General features: G+C 70.0%; 15 protein-coding genes. 10 read left to right on the top strand and 5 right to left on the bottom strand.

Annotated elements, in window-relative coordinates; genetic code table 11:
* Positions 1-32 precede the first annotated feature (32 nt).
* Positions 33-1,208 carry an ABC transporter substrate-binding protein gene (locus ABTU92_RS20490; protein ID WP_408093483.1) on the bottom strand — a complete coding sequence of 392 codons (1,176 nt, stop codon included), beginning with the start codon at positions 1,206-1,208 and terminating at the stop codon, positions 33-35.
* Between the two features lie 455 nt (positions 1,209-1,663).
* On the opposite strand from ABTU92_RS20490, the gene ABTU92_RS20495 reads away from it, so the two are divergent.
* The 5 genes from ABTU92_RS20495 to ABTU92_RS20515 all read left to right on the top strand — a co-directional run bounded on the left by ABTU92_RS20495 (position 1,664) and on the right by ABTU92_RS20515 (position 6,909).
* Positions 1,664-2,869 (top strand): urate hydroxylase PuuD, encoded by a 1,206-nt coding sequence (locus ABTU92_RS20495; protein ID WP_408093484.1) that lies wholly within the window; start codon positions 1,664-1,666, stop codon positions 2,867-2,869.
* Positions 2,870-2,985: 116 nt separating this feature from the next.
* Positions 2,986-3,873: a 2-oxo-4-hydroxy-4-carboxy-5-ureidoimidazoline decarboxylase gene (gene uraD, locus ABTU92_RS20500; protein ID WP_408093485.1), complete on the top strand. Its 888-nt coding sequence runs from the start codon at positions 2,986-2,988 to the stop codon at positions 3,871-3,873.
* A 279-nt stretch (positions 3,874-4,152) separates the two neighbouring features.
* Positions 4,153-5,160, top strand: coding sequence for an ABC transporter substrate-binding protein (locus ABTU92_RS20505; protein ID WP_408093486.1), 1,008 nt, complete (start codon positions 4,153-4,155; stop codon positions 5,158-5,160).
* Between the two features lie 190 nt (positions 5,161-5,350).
* Positions 5,351-6,139: an ABC transporter ATP-binding protein gene (locus ABTU92_RS20510; RefSeq protein WP_408093487.1), complete on the top strand. Its 789-nt coding sequence runs from the start codon at positions 5,351-5,353 to the stop codon at positions 6,137-6,139.
* Complete coding sequence (locus ABTU92_RS20515) at positions 6,136-6,909, top strand: ABC transporter permease (protein ID WP_408093488.1); 774 nt, start codon at positions 6,136-6,138, stop codon at positions 6,907-6,909. The genes ABTU92_RS20510 and ABTU92_RS20515 overlap by 4 nt, the downstream gene beginning before the upstream one ends.
* A 191-nt stretch (positions 6,910-7,100) precedes the next feature.
* On the opposite strand, the gene ABTU92_RS20520 is transcribed toward ABTU92_RS20515, so the two are convergent.
* Positions 7,101-7,295, bottom strand: coding sequence for a 4Fe-4S binding protein (locus ABTU92_RS20520; RefSeq protein ID WP_111359667.1), 195 nt, complete (start codon positions 7,293-7,295; stop codon positions 7,101-7,103).
* Positions 7,296-7,512: 217 nt separating this feature from the next.
* Here ABTU92_RS20520 and ABTU92_RS20525 point away from each other — a divergent pair, with 217 nt between their 5' ends.
* A complete protein-coding gene (locus ABTU92_RS20525; RefSeq protein ID WP_408093489.1) occupies positions 7,513-7,947 on the top strand; it encodes a hypothetical protein in 435 nt (144 codons plus the stop codon).
* Between the two features lie 163 nt (positions 7,948-8,110).
* Positions 8,111-8,395, top strand: coding sequence for a hypothetical protein (locus ABTU92_RS20530; protein WP_408093490.1), 285 nt, complete (start codon positions 8,111-8,113; stop codon positions 8,393-8,395).
* Positions 8,396-8,503: 108 nt separating this feature from the next.
* Here the strand turns inward: ABTU92_RS20530 and ABTU92_RS20535 are convergent, their stop codons facing one another.
* From ABTU92_RS20535 to ABTU92_RS20545, 3 genes are all read right to left on the bottom strand, one after another.
* Entirely contained in the window at positions 8,504-9,961 is a 1,458-nt protein-coding gene (locus ABTU92_RS20535) for a GntP family permease (RefSeq protein WP_408093491.1), read from the bottom strand.
* A gap of 4 nt (positions 9,962-9,965) precedes the next feature.
* The gene (locus tag ABTU92_RS20540; protein ID WP_408093492.1) at positions 9,966-11,015 is read right to left on the bottom strand and encodes a patatin-like phospholipase family protein; all 1,050 of its coding nucleotides are present in this window, start codon (positions 11,013-11,015) and stop codon (positions 9,966-9,968) included.
* A 126-nt stretch (positions 11,016-11,141) separates the two neighbouring features.
* The gene (locus ABTU92_RS20545; RefSeq protein WP_408093493.1) at positions 11,142-12,188 is read right to left on the bottom strand and encodes a glycosyltransferase family 2 protein; all 1,047 of its coding nucleotides are present in this window, start codon (positions 12,186-12,188) and stop codon (positions 11,142-11,144) included.
* Positions 12,189-12,547: 359 nt separating this feature from the next.
* Between ABTU92_RS20545 and ABTU92_RS20550 the strand changes: the two genes are divergently transcribed.
* Genes ABTU92_RS20550 through ABTU92_RS20560 form a run of 3 tightly spaced genes read left to right on the top strand, consistent with a single transcriptional unit; the run spans position 12,548 to position 17,272 of the window.
* Entirely contained in the window at positions 12,548-13,141 is a 594-nt protein-coding gene (locus ABTU92_RS20550) for an HdeD family acid-resistance protein (RefSeq protein ID WP_408093494.1), read from the top strand.
* 28 nt (positions 13,142-13,169) lie between these two features.
* Positions 13,170-14,210 carry an efflux RND transporter periplasmic adaptor subunit gene (locus tag ABTU92_RS20555; protein ID WP_408093495.1) on the top strand — a complete coding sequence of 347 codons (1,041 nt, stop codon included), beginning with the start codon at positions 13,170-13,172 and terminating at the stop codon, positions 14,208-14,210.
* Positions 14,207-17,272 carry an efflux RND transporter permease subunit gene (locus ABTU92_RS20560; RefSeq protein ID WP_408093496.1) on the top strand — a complete coding sequence of 1,022 codons (3,066 nt, stop codon included), beginning with the start codon at positions 14,207-14,209 and terminating at the stop codon, positions 17,270-17,272. Before ABTU92_RS20555 ends, ABTU92_RS20560 begins: the two co-directional genes overlap by 4 nt.
* The last annotated feature ends 18 nt before the right edge of the window (positions 17,273-17,290 follow it).

A 17,290-nucleotide genomic window follows, 5' to 3' on the forward strand; every position in this document is an offset into this window, starting at 1 on the left:
GCGGGGAGAGGTGAAGACAACGTCGCGCCGGCTCACCCGCCGCATTTCTGCGTCTTGGTGTTGTAGTTGCCGCACTTGAGCTTGACCCAGTCGGCGGTGAGATCCTTCGAGCCCTCGAGATAGGGCGACCACGCCTCGCCCGGGACGAGCCCTTCCGTCTTCCACACCACGTCGAACTGGCCGTCGTCCTTGATCTCGCCGATGAACACCGGCTTGGTGATGTGGTGGTTCGGCAGCATCTCGACCGCCTTCACCCACATGGCGAAGCCGACGACGTGGGCCTCCATCGGGTCGTTGGAGACGCGCTTCGGATTCTTGGTGAAGGCCTTCCACTTCTCGATGAACGCCTTGTTGGCGGGCGTATCGATCGACTGGAAGTAGTTCCAGGCGGCGAGATGGCCGAGCAGCGGCTTGGTGTCGATGCCGGCGAGCTCCTCCTCGCCGACCGAGAACGCCACCACCGGGATGTCGGTCGCCTTGACGCCCTGGTTGCCGAGCTCCTTGTAGAACGGCACGTTGGCGTCGCCGTTGATGGTCGACACGACGGCGGTCTTCTTGCCGGCCGAGCCGAAGCGCTTGATCTCGGCGACGCGGGTCTGCCAGTCGGAATGCCCGAACGGCGTGTAGTTGATCGAGATGTCCTCGGCGGCGACGCCCTTGGACTTCAGGTAGGCCTCCAGGATCTTGTTGGTGGTGCGCGGATAGACGTAGTCGGTGCCCTCCAGCACCCAGCGCTGCACCTTCTCCTCCTTCATCAGATAGTCGACGGCCGGGATCGCCTGCTGGTTCGGCGCCGCGCCCGTGTAGAACACGTTGCGCTCGCTCTCCTCGCCCTCGTACTGCACCGGATAGAACAGGATCGAGTTCAGCTCCTTGAACACCGGGAGCACGGATTTTCGCGACACCGAGGTCCAGCAGCCGAACACCGCCGCGACCTTGTCCTTGGTGATCAGCTCGCGCGCCTTCTCGGCGAACAGCGGCCAGTTCGACGCAGGATCGACGACCACGGCCTCGAGCTTCTTGCCGAGCAGGCCGCCCTTCTTGTTCTGCTCCTCGATCAGCATCAGCATGACGTCCTTCAAGGTCGTCTCGCTGATCGCCATGGTGCCGGAGAGCGAATGCAGGATGCCGACCTTGATGGTCTCCTGCGCCTGCGCCGGCCACGCGGCGGCGAGGCTCAGCGCGGTGCCGAGGGCGGCGGCGAGCATGCGGCCGGCGAAGCGACCGGCCCCCCTGCGAAGCGCTGCGGGCCGAAGAGCTGCGGGCCAAAGAGCTGCGTGCATCGTCACTCCTTGCGTCGTCGAAATCCTTGGGGTCCGGAAGCGTCCCGCCCCGTGCAGTGCGGGATCGGGCCGTCGAGCGGCGGCCGGGCGGCCGGCCGAGCCGCTGCCGCAAGGAGCATGCCAAGGGGTGCGCCGCGTGCATCGATCGGGCGGGACAACGGAATCGCGCGATGAGGAGAATTCCGTATCGGACCGGAGCCGGCCGCCGCCCATCGACTGAGCGAACTGCTCAAATCGTGTTCAGGATGACGGGGGTGCTGGTCTCTTGAACTCGCCGCCCCGGCTCTGCCATGGTGCGCCGCCCCCGACGCGGGGCCGGCCCGGGCACCGCCTCGCCCGCCGCCACGCGTCTGAAAACCCCCGATCGACGAGGCCCGATCTTGGAGCTTGTCCTGACCGAATGGGCGTCCGCCCTGCTGCGGTGGCTGCACGTGGTCGCCGCCATGGCATGGATCGGCAGCTCGTTCTACTTCATCCACCTCGATCTCAGCCTGCGCGGCCGCCACGACGGCACGGCGCTGCCGGACGGCGTCAAGGGCGAGGCCTGGCAGGTCCACGGCGGCGGCTTCTACCACATCGCCAAGTACCTGGTGGCGCCGGCCCGGATGCCGGACGAGCTGACCTGGTTCAAGTGGGAGGCCTACGCCACCTGGCTGTCCGGCTTCGCCCTGCTGGTCGTCGTCTACTATCTCGGCGCCGACCTGTTCCTGATCGACAAGGCCGTGCTCGACCTCACGGTCCCGCAGGCCGCCGGCCTCGCCTTCGGCACCCTGGTGGTCGCCTGGCTCGCCTACGAGGGCCTGTGCCGCTCGCCACTCGGCAAGCATGAGGTGGCGCTGGCGCTGGTCGGCTACGTGTTCCTGGTCGGGCTGACCTATGCGTTCACGCACGTGTTCTCGGGCCGCGGCGCGCTGACCCAGATCGGCGCCCTGGTCGGCACCATCATGGTGGCGAACGTGTTCGTCGTCATCATCCCGTTCCAGAAGAAGACCGTGGCGGCCCTGATCGAAGGCCGCAAGCCGGACCCGTATTGGGGCGAGATCGGCAAGCAGCGCTCGGTGCACAACAACTACCTGACGCTGCCGGTCGTCTTCCTGATGTTGTCGAACCACTACCCGCTGGTCTTCGCGACGAAGTACAACTGGCTCATCGTCGCGATCGTGCTGCTGATCGGCCCGGTGATCCGGCACTTCTACAACACCCGGCACGCCGGCAAGGGCAGCCCGTGGTGGACCTGGGCGGTCGCGGCCGCCGGCGTCGCCGCGATCGTCGCGCTGTCGATGGCGGGGCCGCGCGAGGCCAGAACCGGCGCGCTGCCGGCTGCCCCCACCTTCGCCGAGGTCAGCGACGTGGTGATCTCCCGCTGCAGCATGTGCCACGCCGGCGAGCCGGTGTGGGCCGGCATCGGCCATCCGCCCAAGGACCTGCGGCTCGACGATCCGGAGACCATCCGACGGCACGCCCGGCTGATCGAGCTGCAGGCGGTGCGCAGCCACGCGATGCCGCCCGGCAACGTGACCGAGATGACGCTCGACGAGCGCGCCCTCCTCGCCGCCTGGCTCGCCGCCGGGGCAAGGGGGGAGTGAACGCGTGAGCGCAGGGCTCGCGGCGCGCTTTCCCTCTCCCCGCCGCCCGGGGAGAGGTTACAAGCTGCGGTTCCCGGCCACGCTTCGACGAAACCCGATCTGGACGGCAGATTTTCATGACATCCCTCTCCCTCGACACCCTGAACGCCGCTGCCGAGATCGATTTCGTCGCCGCGCTCGGCGGCATCTTCGAGCACTCGCCCTGGGCCGCCGAGGCGGTCGTGGCGGCGCGGCCGTTCGGCTCGCTGAAGGCGCTGCTCGACGCCATGGTGGCGGCCGTCACGGCCGCCGGCCCGGAGCGCCAGCGCGCGCTGCTGGCAGCCCACCCGGACCTCGCCGGCAAGGCGGCCCGCGCCGGCGCGCTGACCGCCGCCTCGACGGCCGAGCAGGCGAGCGCCGGGCTCGACCGGCTGACCGAGGACGAGTACGCCGCTTTCCACCGCCTCAACGACGCCTACCAGCAGAAGCACGGCATCCCGTTCATCGTCTGCGTGCGGCGCCACACCAAGGCGTCTATCCTTCGCCAATTCGAGCGCCGGCTCGCCAACGACAGCACGACCGAGCACGCCACGGCCCTCGACGAGGTCTTCCGCATCGCCGCGCTGCGGCTCGACCAGCTCGTCGCCGCGCCCGACCGGCTGCCGCTCGCCGGGCGGCTGTCGACCCATGTGCTCGACACCCATGGCGGCTCGCCGGCGAAGGGAATTCCGCTGACGCTGTTCGAGATCGGCCCCGGCGACGCCCGCCGGGTCGTCACGCAGGCCGTCACCAATCACGACGGCCGCACCGACGGGCCCCTGATCGGCGGCCGGCCGGTGCCGATCGGCACCTACGAGCTGGTCTTCGAGGTCGGGGCGTATTTCGCGGCGCGCGGCGTGGCCCTCGCCGACCCGCCCTTCCTCGACACGGTGCCGCTGCGGTTCTCGGTCGCCGAGGCCGAGGGCCACTACCACGTGCCGCTGCTGGTCACGCCCTGGAGCTTCTCGACCTATCGCGGCTCGTGAGCGGCGCGGCGACGCGCACCCCTGCGGCAACCCGCCTCGTCCGGCGGACGGGACGGCGATTTCAGGATTTCGCGCCGGGCGGTATTGTGGGCAGGTCACTGCCGCCTGCATCTTTTTTAGACAGCGTTTCTCCCGTCCTGCCGCGGACTTACGGCGCGGTCTGGCGAATTTCGTGGCACGCGGCTTGCTGACCGACTCTGCAACTTGCCGGACAACGGCTCGGCAATGTGCTGGACACCTGGCTGGACAACCAGCCCGCATGGCCAAGGGAGCATTCGAATGAAGAAATCGCTCGCGATCTGTGCGCTGGCGGCGAGCCTGGCGATGATCGCCCCGGCGTTCGCCGACACCGACGTGAAGTTCGCCCTCGACTGGAAGTTCGAGGGACCGTCGGCGCCCTATTTCGTCGCCATCGACAAGGGCTACTACAAGGCGGAGGGCCTCAACGTCACGGTCGACACCGGCCCCGGCTCGGTCGCCGGCATCGCCCGCGTCGCCGCCGGCACCTACCCGCTCGGCTTCTTCGACATCAACTCGCTGGTCAAGTTCCGCGACCAGAACCCCGACAAGGCGGTCAAGGCCATCATGATGGTCTACGACAAGCCGCCCTTCGCCATCGCCACCACGACCAAGACCGGCATCGCCAAGCCGAAGGACCTCGAAGGCAAGGTGCTGGGCGCGCCGGCCGCCGACGGCGCTTTCGCGCAATGGAAGGCGTTCGTGAAGGAGAACGCCATCGACGACTCCAAGGTGAAGATCGAGAACATCGGCTTCCCGGTGCGCGAGCCGATGCTCGCCGACGGCAAGGTCGACGCCATCACGGGCTTCTCGTTCTCGATGTACTTCAACCTGCTGCAGCGGAATCTGAAGCCGGAGGACATCAAGGTGATGCTGATGTCCGACTATGGCCTGGTGCTCTACGGCAACGCCATCATGGTCAATCCGGACTTCGCCAAGGCGAACCCGAAGGTGGTCGAGGGCTTTGTGCGCGCCACCCTCAAGGGCGTCCAGGACACCATCAAGGACCCCGAGAGCGCCATCAAGTCGGTGATGAAGCGCAACGAGACGGCCGACGAGAAGACCGAGCTGGCGCGCCTGAAGATGTCGCTGCGCGACAACTTCGTCACCCCGTGGGTGAAGGAGAACGGGCTCGGCGGAGTCGACATGGCGCGGCTCGCCAAGTCGATCGACCAGATCGGCATCACCTACGAGTTCAAGGCCAAGCCGAAGGCCGAGGACGTCTTCACCAGCGAGTTCCTGCCCCCCGCCGCGGCCCGCAAGCTCTGACCGTCACGCGTCGCTCCGGTGCGCGGGCGCAACGCCCGTGCACCGGCTTCAATGCGCACGGCAGGGGATCACGGTATCCGGTCTCCGCCCGCTCCGGCCGGCCGATCGGAACGACGGCGAACAACGAGTCCACCATGCGTCCAAAACTCTCCCGCCGCGCCCGCGGCCCCGTCTCGACGGAGGCCGCGGCATGACGGCCTTCGTCGACATCGACGACGTCACCCTGATCTACAAGGGCGCGAACGGCGGCGTGCACGCGCTCGACCGTTTCAGCGTCAGCCTGCAGAAAGGCGAGTTCGCCGCCGTCGTCGGCCCGTCGGGCTGCGGCAAGTCCTCGCTGATGAAGCTGGTCACCGGCCTGCTGCCGCCCGACTTCGGCAAGATCGCCATCGAGGGCAACACGGTGCACGGCCCGGTCAAGATGGCCGGCATGGCGTTCCAGAACCCCAACCTGCTGCCGTGGCGCAAGGTCATCGACAACGTGCTGCTGCCGCTCGAGATCGTGCAGCCGCACCGCTCCCGCTTCCGCAAGGAGAAGGACCGCTACCGCGCCGAGGCCGAGGCGCTGCTCGCCACCGTCGGGCTCGCCGGCTTCGGCGACCGCTTCCCGTGGGAGCTCTCCGGCGGCATGCAGCAGCGCGTCTCGCTGTGCCGCGCCCTGATTCATCAGCCGGCGCTCCTGATGCTCGACGAGCCCTTCGCGGCGCTCGACGCCTTCACGCGCGAGGAGCTGTGGTGCGTCCTGCGCGACCTCTGGCAGAAGATCGGCTTCACCGTGATCCTGGTGACGCACGACCTGCGCGAGGCGACGTTCCTGGCCGACAAGATCCACATGATGAGCGCACGGCCCGGCCGCCTCGTCCTCACCAAGGAGGTCCCCTTTCCGCGTCCGCGGCCGATCGAGGTCTGCTACGAGCCGGCCTTCACCGACATCGTCCACGAGCTGCGGGCCAAGATCGGGGAGGCGCGGAAGGGATGAACACGCACACCATCGAGCGGCTGTCGCCGTGGCTGTTCACCATCGCGATGTTCCTGATCTGGGAGGTGATCTGCCGCGGCTTCAAGGTCGACCCCTTCATCCTGCCGGCGCCGTCGCAGATCTTCGTCGCCATGGCGCAGTACTGGTGGCCGCTGGCGAAGAACTCCTTCGTCACGCTGTGGACTACGCTCGCCGGCTTCGCGCTCGCTGTCGTGTTCGGCATCGTGCTCGGCATCGTGGTCGGCTGGTCACGGACGATCTATCGCGGCCTCTATCCGGTGATGATCGGCTTCAACTCGGTGCCGAAGGTCGCCGTGGTGCCGATCCTCGTGATCTGGTTCGGCATCGGCGAGATCCCGGCGATCCTCACCGCATTCCTGATCTCGTTCTTCCCAATCGTCGTCAACGTCGCGACGGGCCTGTCGACCATCGAGCCGGAGCTCGAGGACGTGCTGCGCGCGCTCGGGGCGAAGAAGCTCGACATCATGCTGAAGATCGGCATCCCGCGCACCCAGCCCTACCTGTTCGGGTCGCTGAAGGTCGCCATCACGCTCGCCTTCGTCGGCACCGTGGTGTCCGAGACGATCGCGGCGAATGCCGGACTGGGCTTTCTGATGGTGCAGGCGGGCTCGAACTTCCAGATGCCGCTCGTCTTCGCCGGGCTGCTGCTGCTCGCGGCGGAAGGCATCATCATGTACGCGATCTTCGCCTATGTGGAGAGCTACTTCGTCGGCTGGGCGTTCCGCTCGTCGATGAGCGCGGGCGGCTGAGACCGCCGGCGCTCCCGACTCTCACAACGAAAATGGCCGGGCATGCCCGGCCATTTTTTATTCTCGCTCGTCGAGCGCGTCTCCGTCGTGGCGTCGACCGGGCGCACGGAACGGCGAAGCGCCGTTTCGGCCTCGAACCGGGCGGCCACGGATCGCCCCGGAGCCCTCGCTCCAGGCCGCGGACGTCACTCTCAGGCAGGAACGCAGGTGCCCTCGACCGGGCAGACGACGGCGCATTGCGGCTCGTCGAAATGGCCTTCGCACTGGGTGCACTTGACGGCATCGATGACGTAGATGTCGCCCTTCATGCTGATCGCGGAATTGGGACACTCGAACTCGCAGGCGCCGCACGCGGTGCATTGCGACGCGATGATCTTGTAGGCCATGTCGGCATACTCCTTGGTACGGTCATGGCGTAACAGGCCTCACCCGGTGGCGCTATTTGGGGAAACCCTGATTGGAATCACTCGAAACTGCAAGCGAGTTGCAGGAGCGCCGCGCCGGTGGCGCTCGGCGCCTCGCACGCTTGAAGCGCGCCCGCTCGACGCGCTAACTGACGGCGCGTTGCGCCGCCCGCGACGCCGCCTGCGAGGACCAGCCACGATGACCCGAGCCGTCGTCACGAACCGATCCGCCGCCGTCGTCCTGTCGGCCGCGGCGCTTCTCGCCGGGCCCGTCGACGCCCAGGAGCGACAGCGCCCGAACAATCTGTTCACGGCGTCCGGCTTCGCGGTGCGCTATGCCGACACGCCGGAGCGCGCCGCACATCTGCGCAGCCTGCCCGCCGACAAGCTCGCGGTCCGCCGCAAGGACGGCAAGACCTGGTACGTCTACGCCGATCCGCGGGGCTGCAACTGCGCCTATGTCGGCACGCCGGAGGCCTACGCGACCTACCGGGCCGGCGGCCCCGGCGCGCCCGTGATCGACGGCGGCGGCCCACCGCCGCGCTACGTGCAGGAGCTCGAGCAGAGCATCGACGACGACGGCTCGGTGCTGGAGCCGGGCAGCTCGCTCGGCACCTTCTTCGACCAGGACTGAGACCCGGCTCGGATCCCCACCGCCGTCCTGCCCGTGCGCGCCCGCGGGCATCGACGACCCGTAACCGCGATCCGGCTGGCCGGCCTACGATGGTAGGGCCGCGGTTCTCCTGATTTCGCCCGCGACGACGGCGGCGCATGATCGGGACTGGAGGGGCACGCCGATGGCGCGACACCGTTTCGCGATCCGCAGCTGTGCGACCGGGCTCGATCTCGTCGAGTTCGGGTCGAAGGCGGCGGCGCGCCGCTTCGAGCAGGCGACCGACCAGTTCTTCTTCGACGGCAGACGGGCGGCGCTCTACGAAGCGCTGCTGACGCTCGGCATGGACGCGCGGACGATCCGCTGGCACGCCGACCATCCGGGCGAGCGCATGCTCTGCCTCGTCGCGCCGCGGGCGCCCGATCCGGGCCGGCCGGCGCGACGCACCGTCAACGCGGCGCATCCCTGAACACCCGCCAGGCCGGTCTTCGCGCGCGGCCGGCGCGCCAGTGGCCGACGGCATTCTCGACGGCGTTCTCCTGGACAGCGCTGTCGGGTCCCCAATCCCGACCGAGCCTCAGAACGAGCCGAACACCGTGCCGAGCCCGATCACGGCGGCGAGCGCCACGATGGCGCCGACGATCGCGACCATGACGATGTCGAGATAACCCTCGCGATGCGTGGTGCCGCAGACGGCGAGCAGCGTCACCACGGCGCCGTTGTGGGGCAGGCTGTCGAGCGTGCCGGCGCCGATCACGGCGACCCGGTGCAGGAGCGCCGGGTCGATGCCCTGCACGGCGGCGAGGCCCAGATAGATGGCGCCCAGCGCATCGAGGGCGATCGTCATGCCGCCCGAGGCGGAGCCGGTCAGCGCTGCCAGGATGTTGGTCGAGACGGCGAGCGACACCAGCGGCCCGCCCCCGATCGACAGCACCCAGTCGCGCACCACGGCGAAGGCCGGCAGCGCCGCGACCACGGCGCCGAAGCCGACCAGGCTCGCCACGCTGACGGCGGGCAGCACCGAGGCGTTGACGCCGGCGTCGATGCTGGTCCGCGGCGTCGCGAGCCGCTTCGGGTTGAGCACCAGCACCGTGACGATCGCGGCGGCGAGGGCGACGACGACCGACCACACGCCGCCGACCGCGGCGAGCGAAGTCTCGCCCCAGCGCGGCTCGGCCAGGAATGCGGTGTCGAGCCGCGGCAGCACGAGAAGCGACATCACGAGATTGACCGCGACCACCACGACCAGCGGCGCGAAGGCGACGGCGGCGGGCGGTCCAGCGACAGCGCGGTCGCCGCGCGGCGCTTCCACGGGATCGAAGGACTGCGCCACGGTCGCCCGCTCGCGCACCGTGTCGTCCGCTGCCGCGCCCGCGACATCCGCCATCAGGCCGGGACCGAAACCCTCGCCGCGGCGCCGGGCGCGCTGTTCGGCGAGGGCGAGCCAGCCGAGCCCGAAACCCAGCATGATGATGGCGGCGACGATGCCGAGGCCCGGTGCCGCGAACGGCGTGGTGCCGAAGAACGGCATCGGGATGGCGTTCTGGATCGCCGGCGTGCCGGGCAGCGCCGACATCGTGAACGTGGAGGTGCCGAGCGCGATCGCGGCCGGCATCAGCCGGCGCGGAATGTCGGCGGCGCGGAACAACGCCTCGGCCATCGGCGCGAGCACAAAGAAGGCGACGAACAGGCTGACGCCGCCATAGGTGACGATCGCCCCGGCGACGACGACGGCCATGACGGCGCGGCGTGGCCCCAGCGTCCGGGTCATCGCTTCGGCGATGGCGCCGACCGAGCCGGTGTCCTCCATCAGCTTGCCGAACAGCGCGCCGAGCAGGAAGATCGGGAAGAACTGCATGAGGAAGCGCGACGCGCTGCCCATGAAGGTCTGGGTCCAGTGGGCGAGCAGCGGCTCGCTCGCGAACGCCGCGGCGACCAGCGCGGCGAGCGGCGCCAGCAGCAGCACGCTCCAGCCGCGATAGGCGAAGGCGATCAGGAGCGCGAGGCCGACGAGGATTCCGGCGAGCCCGAGCATCGGATCAGGGCCTCGCCAGAAGTGCGTCGAGATCGTAGGTCGAGCGCTCGCCGAGCGCGGCCGCGTTCTCGATCAGGAACGTCTCGGCGGCGGCGCGGCCGAGATCGCGCAGCTTGCAGAAGAAGCCCCATTCGGCGAGCAGCTTCGAGGAGGCGGAGAGCTCCGCCATCGCGGCCGAGGCGATGCGATGGATGCGCATGCGGGCCCACTGCGCACCCTCGCAATTGCCGGCGTCGGCGACCTGGCGCAGGAGCGCGATCATCCGCAGCTCCTTCAGGAGCACGCCGTTGAACGACACCTCGTTGAGCCGGTTGAGAATGTCGCGCGCCGTGCGCGGCGTGCCGAGGCGCTCGATCGGGTTGATCTGGACGATGATGGTGTCGCGCGAGCGGCACTCGCGCACCAGCGGCGTGATGGTCGGATTGCCCGAATAGCCGCCGTCCCAATAGGCCTCGCCGTCGATTTCGACCGACTGGAACATGGTCGGCAGGCAGGCCGAGGCGAGCAGCACGTCCGGCGTGATCTCGTCGTTGCGGAAGACGCGGCCCTGGCCGGTGCGCACGCTCGTCGCCGTGACGAACAGCTTTATCGGCGCCTGCGAGAGCCGGGAGAAGTCCACATGCCGCTCGAGGATCGCGGCCAGCGGGTTGGCCCCCGCCACCAGATCGTAGGGCGAGACCAGGCGGGCCATCAGGTCCATGATCACGTAGAGGGGCGAGTTGTCGAGCGTCCAGCGGCCGAGCATCAGGTCGAGCGGCGTGCGCTGGAACGGGCTGAACCGCGCCCCGTCCGACACGCTGCGCCAGAACGATTCGAGCGCGCTCCGGGCGCCGTCGCGGCCGCCGTCGGCGAAGCCGTCGACCAGCACGGCCGCGTTCATGGCGCCGGCCGAGGTGCCGGAGACGCCATCGATCTCGAGCCAGGGCTCCTCCAGCAGGCGGTCGAGCACGCCCCAGGTGAAGGCGCCGTGGGCACCGCCTCCCTGGAGGGCGAGGTCGACGAGAACGGGCGAGCGGTCGATCGTCACGGGCGCCTCGCTTTCGGGGCGCGACACCGACGGTCCGGACGGCCGTTCGCGGGAGACTGCGGTGCGCTGCCACCCACTTGTCGCGCAAATCGTGCAACGCAGCAACCCGGGGAGCAGGCTAATACGACGTCTGGTTGCCGTCCGTCGCGCAGCTCAGGAGGCGGCCGAGGCACGCCGTGGCGCCACCGCGGCGTGGTCCGGGTCGGACTGGCGCGAACCGGCCTGGCCCGAGCGCTCGGTCTCGGCGACCAGGAAGGACGGCCATTTGCGCGTCTCGCGCAGCACCCGGCCGACATACTCGCCGATGATGCCGAGCACCAGGAACTGGCCCGCCCCGAGAATGGCGATCGCCGACATGATCGAGGTCCAGCCCGCCACGGTATGGCCGATGGCCAGGAAGCTGACGACCGAATAGACCAGCAGCAGCACGCCGATCAGCGCGAACACCAGGGCGAGGTGGATGGCGATGCGCAGCGGCTTGACGCTGTGGGCGATGATGCCCGTGACGGCGAGGTCGACCATCCGGCGCAGCGTGTAGGACGACTCGCCCTCGCTGCGTACGCCCTGGCGATACGGCACCTTGACGAGCGGATGGCCGAGCCAGCGCACCAGCCCGCGCAGGAACAGATCGTGGTCCTCGAAACCGTTGATGGTGTCGACGACGGTGCGGTCGAGCAGCAGGAAGTCGGCGCTGCCGGGCTCGATGCTGATGTCGCCGACGGCGTCGAGCACGCGGTAGTAGAGCGCCGAGGTGAACCGCTTGAAGGCTGACACGTCGCCGGCCGACGTCTCGCGTTGCGCCGCGACGATCCGGGCGCCGTCGCGCCAGCGGGCGACGAACTCCGGGATCAGCTCGGGCGGGTGCTCGAAGTCGCAGTCCATCAGCACCACGGCATCGCCCGCGGCGTGCTTGAGCCCGGCCCGCAGCGCCGCCTGGTGGCCGAAGTTGCGGGTGAAGGAGACGTAGCGGACGCGCGGGTCGGCGGCGGCGAGGCGGCGCAGCGCGGCGAGCGTGCCGTCTTTCGAGCAGTCGTCGACGAAGACGATCTCGAAGCGGCCGGCGAGGCCCGGGATGGCGCCGATCACCTCGACGAGGCGGGCCGCCATCGGCCCGACATTGCGGGCCTCGTTGTAGGCGGGCAGCACCACCGAGAGCAGCGGCCCCTCTCCCGTCGTGCGCCGATCCGCTGCGCTCGTCACGCCGTTCTCCGCTCGTTGCTGCGGCCGGCGATCGCGGCGCGGCCGGCCGGCGGGCGCCGGCCAGGGCGTTTCAGGGCACAAACGGGCGGAAAGATCAAGCTGGGCCCGGGCGGTCGCGCCGCACGGCCGCCGGCCCGGCGTTTGCGACAGGAGGGGGGCACCCCGGATCGCGCGCCGTCGCGACCGCCCTGCAATGTGGCGCGCCGGAGACCGGGCTAGCACGACGTCCGGTTGTTCGGCGCTGTCGCACTGCGGTAGCATCGGCGCGGCATTCGACGAAGCGTCGGCGGCCGCGCCGCCGGTCTCGGGGCGAGGCGAGGCGCTGTCGTCGACGCGCCGACGACGGGAGACCGGACGGCATGGTGACCGAGCAAGCGACCGCACCGGCGGCCGAGCCCGAGGCCGGCCGGGTGCCGCTTCGGTTCCGATGGTGGAGCTTTCTGCTGCTCGGGCTCGTGCTCCTCGTCTGCGGGAGCGCGGCGATCGCGCTGCCCACCACCTCGACCATGGCGGCCGGGCTGGTGCTCGGTGCCGTGCTGGTGATCGTCGGCATCGCCAAGATCGTCCAGGCGTTCGAGACCAAGGCGTGGCCCGGCTTCGTCTGGCAGCTCCTCGGCGGCGGCGTCGAGATCGTCGGCGGCATCCTCGTTTATTTCAATCCGCTGAAGGGGGCGGTGGCGATCACGCTCCTGATCGCCATCGTGTTCGTCGTGCTCGGCCTGTCGCAGATCGGCTGTGCCGTGAAGATCCGCCGTCAGCGCGGCGCCTTGTGGCTGCTCGTCTCCGGCCTGCTGGCACTCGTGATGAGCCTGGTGCTGGTGTTCAAGTTCCCGCATGTGCGGGAGCTCGAGGCCGGCGTCGTGGCCGGTGTCTCTCTCGTGATCTCGGGGTTGGCCTATGTCGCGATCGCCCTCGCCATCCGCAAAGCGCTCGTGGCGCCCCCGACGGGCTGACGCGGCGCGCGCGGCCGCACTGACCCTCGTGGGGCTGCTCGCCGGCTGCGGGCCCGCCGAGGAGGCGAAGGCGCCGGAGCCGCGGCCGGTCCGCACCGTCACCATCGCCAAGCGTGAGGCCGGCGAGACCGTGGCCCTGACCGGCCGGATCGCCGCGCAGGACGTCGCGGCGCTCGGCTTCCGCATCGCCGGGCGCGTGGCGGAGCGGCCCGTGGCCGTCGGGGACCGGGTGACGGCCGGCCAGACCATCGCGCGGCTCGAGCCGCAGAACGAGACCAATGCGGTGCGCGCGGCCCGCGCCGACCTCGTCGCCGCGCAGGCAGCGCTCACCCAGGCGACCAATCACTTCGTGCGGCAGGAGACCCTGCTGGCGCAGGGCTGGACGACCCGGGCCCTGTTCGACCAGGCCAAGAAGGAGCGCGACACCGCACAGGCGCGCGTCGATTCGGCGGAGGCACAACTGAAGACCGCCGAGGATCTGCTCGGCTTCACGGTGCTGACCGCCGACGCGCCCGGCGTCGTCACGGCGGTCGGGGCCGAGCCCGGCGAGGTGGTCCAGGCCGGGCAGACGATCGTGCGGCTCGCCCGCCAGGGTGGCCGCGACGCCGTGTTCGAGGTGCCGGCCCAGGTGCTGCGCACGGCGCCGCCGGACGCCGTGATCGCCGTGAGCCTCACCGACGATCCCGCCGTGACGGCGCGCGGGCGGGTGCGCGAGGTGGCGCCCGAGGCCGACCCGGTGACCCGCACCTTCGAGGTGAAGGTCGGGCTCGCCGACCCGCCGGAGGCGATGCGGCTCGGCGCCACCGTGACCGGGCGGCTCGTCCTCGACGCCCGCGCCGTGATCGAGATTCCGGCGAGCGCGCTCACCCACGCCGACCGGGCGCCGGCCGTTTGGATCGTCGATCCGGGGAGCGCCACGGTGGCGTTGCGCAACGTCGAGGTGGTGCGGTTCGATCCGGCCAAGGTCGTGGTCGCGGGCGGCCTGGAGGTCGGCGACATCGTCGTCACGGCCGGCGTGCAGGCGCTGCATCCCGGCCAGAAGGTGCGGCTGCTCGGATCGCGGCCATGAGCGGCCCCAACCTCTCGGCCTGGGCGCTGCGGCACCGCTCCTTCGTGCTCTATCTGATGATCGCCGTGACGCTGGCGGGGCTCTTGTCCTACATCCGGCTCGGCCGCAACGAGGACCCGGCGTTCACGTTCCGCGCCATGGTGGTCGAGGCGGCGTGGCCGGGCGCGACGCTCGCCGACACGCTCGACCAGATCACCGACCGGCTCGAGCGGACCCTGAAGGAGGTTCCGAGCCTCGACTTCCTGCGCTCGACCACGGTGCCGGGCCGAACCACGATCTTCGTCAACCTGAAAGGCTCGACACCGCCCGGAAAGGTGCCGGACATCTGGTACGAGGTGCGCAAGCGCGTCGCCGACATGCGCCACACGCTGCCGGCCGGCGTGGTCGGTCCCGGCTTCAACGACGATTTCGGCGACACCTTCGGGATCATCTACGGGCTGACGGCGGACGGCTTCACGCAGCGCGAGCTGCGCGACCGCGCGGAGGCGATCCGCAAGCGCCTGCTGGCGATCCCCGACGTCTCCAAGGTCGAGATCCTCGGCGCCCAGGACGAGCGCGTGTTCATCGAGTTCTCGACCGCGACGCTGGCCGGGCTCGGCCTCGACCGGTCGGCCATCATCCAGGCCCTGCGGGCCCAGAATGCGGTGAGCCCAGCGGGGGCGATCCAGACCGGCGACGAGACCATCGTGCTGCGCGTCTCCGGCGCCTTCGAGTCCGAGCTCGACATCCTCGACGTCAACATCGCGGCCGGCAACCGCCTGGTGCGGCTGCGCGACATCGTGACGGTGCGGCGCGGCCTCGCCGACCCGCCGCAGCCGATGTTCCGGGTGAGCGGAACGCCGGCGGTCGGGCTCGCGATCGCGATGCGCGAGGGCGGCGACATTCTGGCCCTCGGCCGCGACGTGAAGCGGCTGATGGCCGAGATCACCACGGACCTGCCGATCGGCATCGAGCCCGTGCTGGTCGCCGACCAGTCCGCCGTGGTCGACACCGCCATCGGCGAGTTCATGGAATCGCTCTGGCAGGCGATCGTGATCATCATGGCGGTGAGTATCGTCAGCCTCGGCGTCCGGGCCGGCGCCGTCGTCGCGCTGTCGATCCCGCTGACGCTGGCGCTGGTGTTTCCGGTGATGGAGCTGATCTCGGTCGATCTCCAGCGCATCTCGCTCGGAGCCCTGATCATCGCGCTGACGCTGCTGGTCGACGACGCCATGTCGACCATCGACGCGATGTCCATGAAGCTCGCCGAGGGTGCGACCAAGGCGGAGTCGGCCGCCTTCGCCTACAGGACGCTGGCGATGCCGATGCTGACCGGCTCGTTCGTGACGCTCGCCGGGTTCATTCCGATCGGCTTCGCCAGGAGCTCGGCCGGCGAGTACACGTTCTCGATCTTCGCGGTCGTCAGCGTCGCGCTGATCGCCTCGTGGGTGGTCGCGGTCCTGTTCACGCCGCTGGTCGGCGTCGCGCTGCTGCCGACCCCGAAGGCCGCGACGGAGCCCGGCCGCCTCGTCCGCATCTTCCGCGCCGGGCTGGTCGGCGCCATGCGGCATCGCTGGACCACCATCGGCGTGACGCTCGCCTGCTTCGCCGCGTCGATCGCGGCGCTGCCGCTGATTCCGCGGCAGTTCTTCCCCTCCTCCGATCGCCCCGAGCTGCTGGTGGACCTCCGCCTGCCGCAGAACGCCTCGATCCATGCGAGCGCCGACGCGTCCGCCCGGCTCGACGCGATCCTGGCCGCCGATCCCGACGTCGCGCATTGGAGCACCTATGTGGGCCGCGGCGTGATCCGCTTCTACCTGCCCCTCGACGTGCAGCTCCGCAACGACTTCTTCAGCCAGCTCGTCGTCGTCGCCAAGGACGTGCCGGGGCGCGAACGCCTTCGCGAGCGGCTCTCGAAGGTGCTCGCGGAAGAGTTCCCGAGCGCCGTGTCGCGCATCGTGCCGCTGGAGCTCGGGCCTCCGGTCGGCTGGCCCGTGCAGTACCGCGTCAGCGGTCCGGATCTCGGCGCGGTGCGCGACGCCGCCATGCGGCTCGCCACCACGATCGCGGCCGACCCGCGGGTGCGCCAGATCAATTTCGACTGGATGGAGCCGGCCCGCGAGGTGCGCATGCGCGTGGACCAGGATCAGGCGCGCCTGCTCGGGCTCGGCTCCGAGCAGATCGCCGGCGTGCTGGCGAGCATCGTGTCGGGCAACGTCGTGACGCAGATGCGCGACGGCATCCATCTGGTCGACGTGGTGGTGCGGGCGACCGACGAGCAGCGCGTCTCCCTCGACACGCTGCGCAACCTGCAGGTCGCGTTGCCGAACGGCCGCACCGTGCCGATCGGCCAGCTCGCCGTGCTGGAGGAGGCGCAGGAGTATCCGCTGATCTGGCGGCGCGACGGACTGCCCACGCTGACCGTGCAGGCCGACGTGGCCGCCGGCGTGTCGCCCGAGGCCGTGGTGGCGGGCCTCGCCGCGACGGTCGGCCGGGTGCAGGGCGGGCTGCCGAGCGGCTACCGCATCGCCACCGGCGGCACTGTCGAGGAGAGCGCCAGATCGCAGGCCTCGGTGTTCGCCGTGGTGCCGGCCATGCTGTTCGTCACCGTCACCATCCTGATGATTCAGCTCCAGAGCTTTTCGCGCCTCGCCCTGGTGCTGAGTGTGGTTCCGTTGGGCCTGATCGGCATCGTCGCGGCGCTCCTCGTGGCCGGGAAGCCGCTCGGCTTCGTCGCCATCCTGGGCATCCTCGCCCTGATGGGCATGATCGCCCGCAACGCCGTGATCCTGATCGACCAGATCGAGACCGAGCGCGGCGAGGGCAAGTCGATCTGGGACGCCGTGATCGCCGCCTCGCTGTCGCGCCTGCGGCCGATCGTGCTCACCGCCATCTCGACCGTGCTCGGCATGATTCCGATCGCGGCGACGATCTTCTGGGGCCCGATGGCCTACGCCATCATGGGCGGCCTCCTGGTCGCCACCGTGCTGACCCTGATCTTCCTGCCGGCCCTCTACGTCGCCGCCTTCCGGGCGGAGGAGACGGCGCATCCCGAAGCGGGGCCGCCTCGACCGGCCGGATAGCGCTCGTCACGCCGTTCT

Source organism: Rhodoplanes sp. SY1 (genome assembly GCF_046000175.1).
In the GTDB taxonomy this organism is placed as follows: domain Bacteria; phylum Pseudomonadota; class Alphaproteobacteria; order Rhizobiales; family Xanthobacteraceae; genus Rhodoplanes.

What these genes read in the sequence shown, in the direction of transcription:
- ABTU92_RS20530 (WP_408093490.1), top strand. Translation starts at nt 8,111, where the DNA reads ATGGCGCGACACCGTTTCGCGATCCGCAGCTGTGCGACCGGGCTCGAT.
- ABTU92_RS20505 (WP_408093486.1), top strand. Translation starts at nt 4,153, where the DNA reads ATGAAGAAATCGCTCGCGATCTGTGCGCTGGCGGCGAGCCTGGCGATG.
- uraD (WP_408093485.1), top strand. Translation starts at nt 2,986, where the DNA reads ATGACATCCCTCTCCCTCGACACCCTGAACGCCGCTGCCGAGATCGAT.
- ABTU92_RS20520 (WP_111359667.1), bottom strand. Translation starts at nt 7,295, where the DNA reads ATGGCCTACAAGATCATCGCGTCGCAATGCACCGCGTGCGGCGCCTGC.
- ABTU92_RS20490 (WP_408093483.1), bottom strand. Translation starts at nt 1,208, where the DNA reads ATGCTCGCCGCCGCCCTCGGCACCGCGCTGAGCCTCGCCGCCGCGTGG.
- ABTU92_RS20515 (WP_408093488.1), top strand. Translation starts at nt 6,136, where the DNA reads ATGAACACGCACACCATCGAGCGGCTGTCGCCGTGGCTGTTCACCATC.
- ABTU92_RS20535 (WP_408093491.1), bottom strand. Translation starts at nt 9,961, where the DNA reads ATGCTCGGGCTCGCCGGAATCCTCGTCGGCCTCGCGCTCCTGATCGCC.
- ABTU92_RS20510 (WP_408093487.1), top strand. Translation starts at nt 5,351, where the DNA reads ATGACGGCCTTCGTCGACATCGACGACGTCACCCTGATCTACAAGGGC.
- ABTU92_RS20550 (WP_408093494.1), top strand. Translation starts at nt 12,548, where the DNA reads ATGGTGACCGAGCAAGCGACCGCACCGGCGGCCGAGCCCGAGGCCGGC.
- ABTU92_RS20525 (WP_408093489.1), top strand. Translation starts at nt 7,513, where the DNA reads ATGACCCGAGCCGTCGTCACGAACCGATCCGCCGCCGTCGTCCTGTCG.
- ABTU92_RS20560 (WP_408093496.1), top strand. Translation starts at nt 14,207, where the DNA reads ATGAGCGGCCCCAACCTCTCGGCCTGGGCGCTGCGGCACCGCTCCTTC.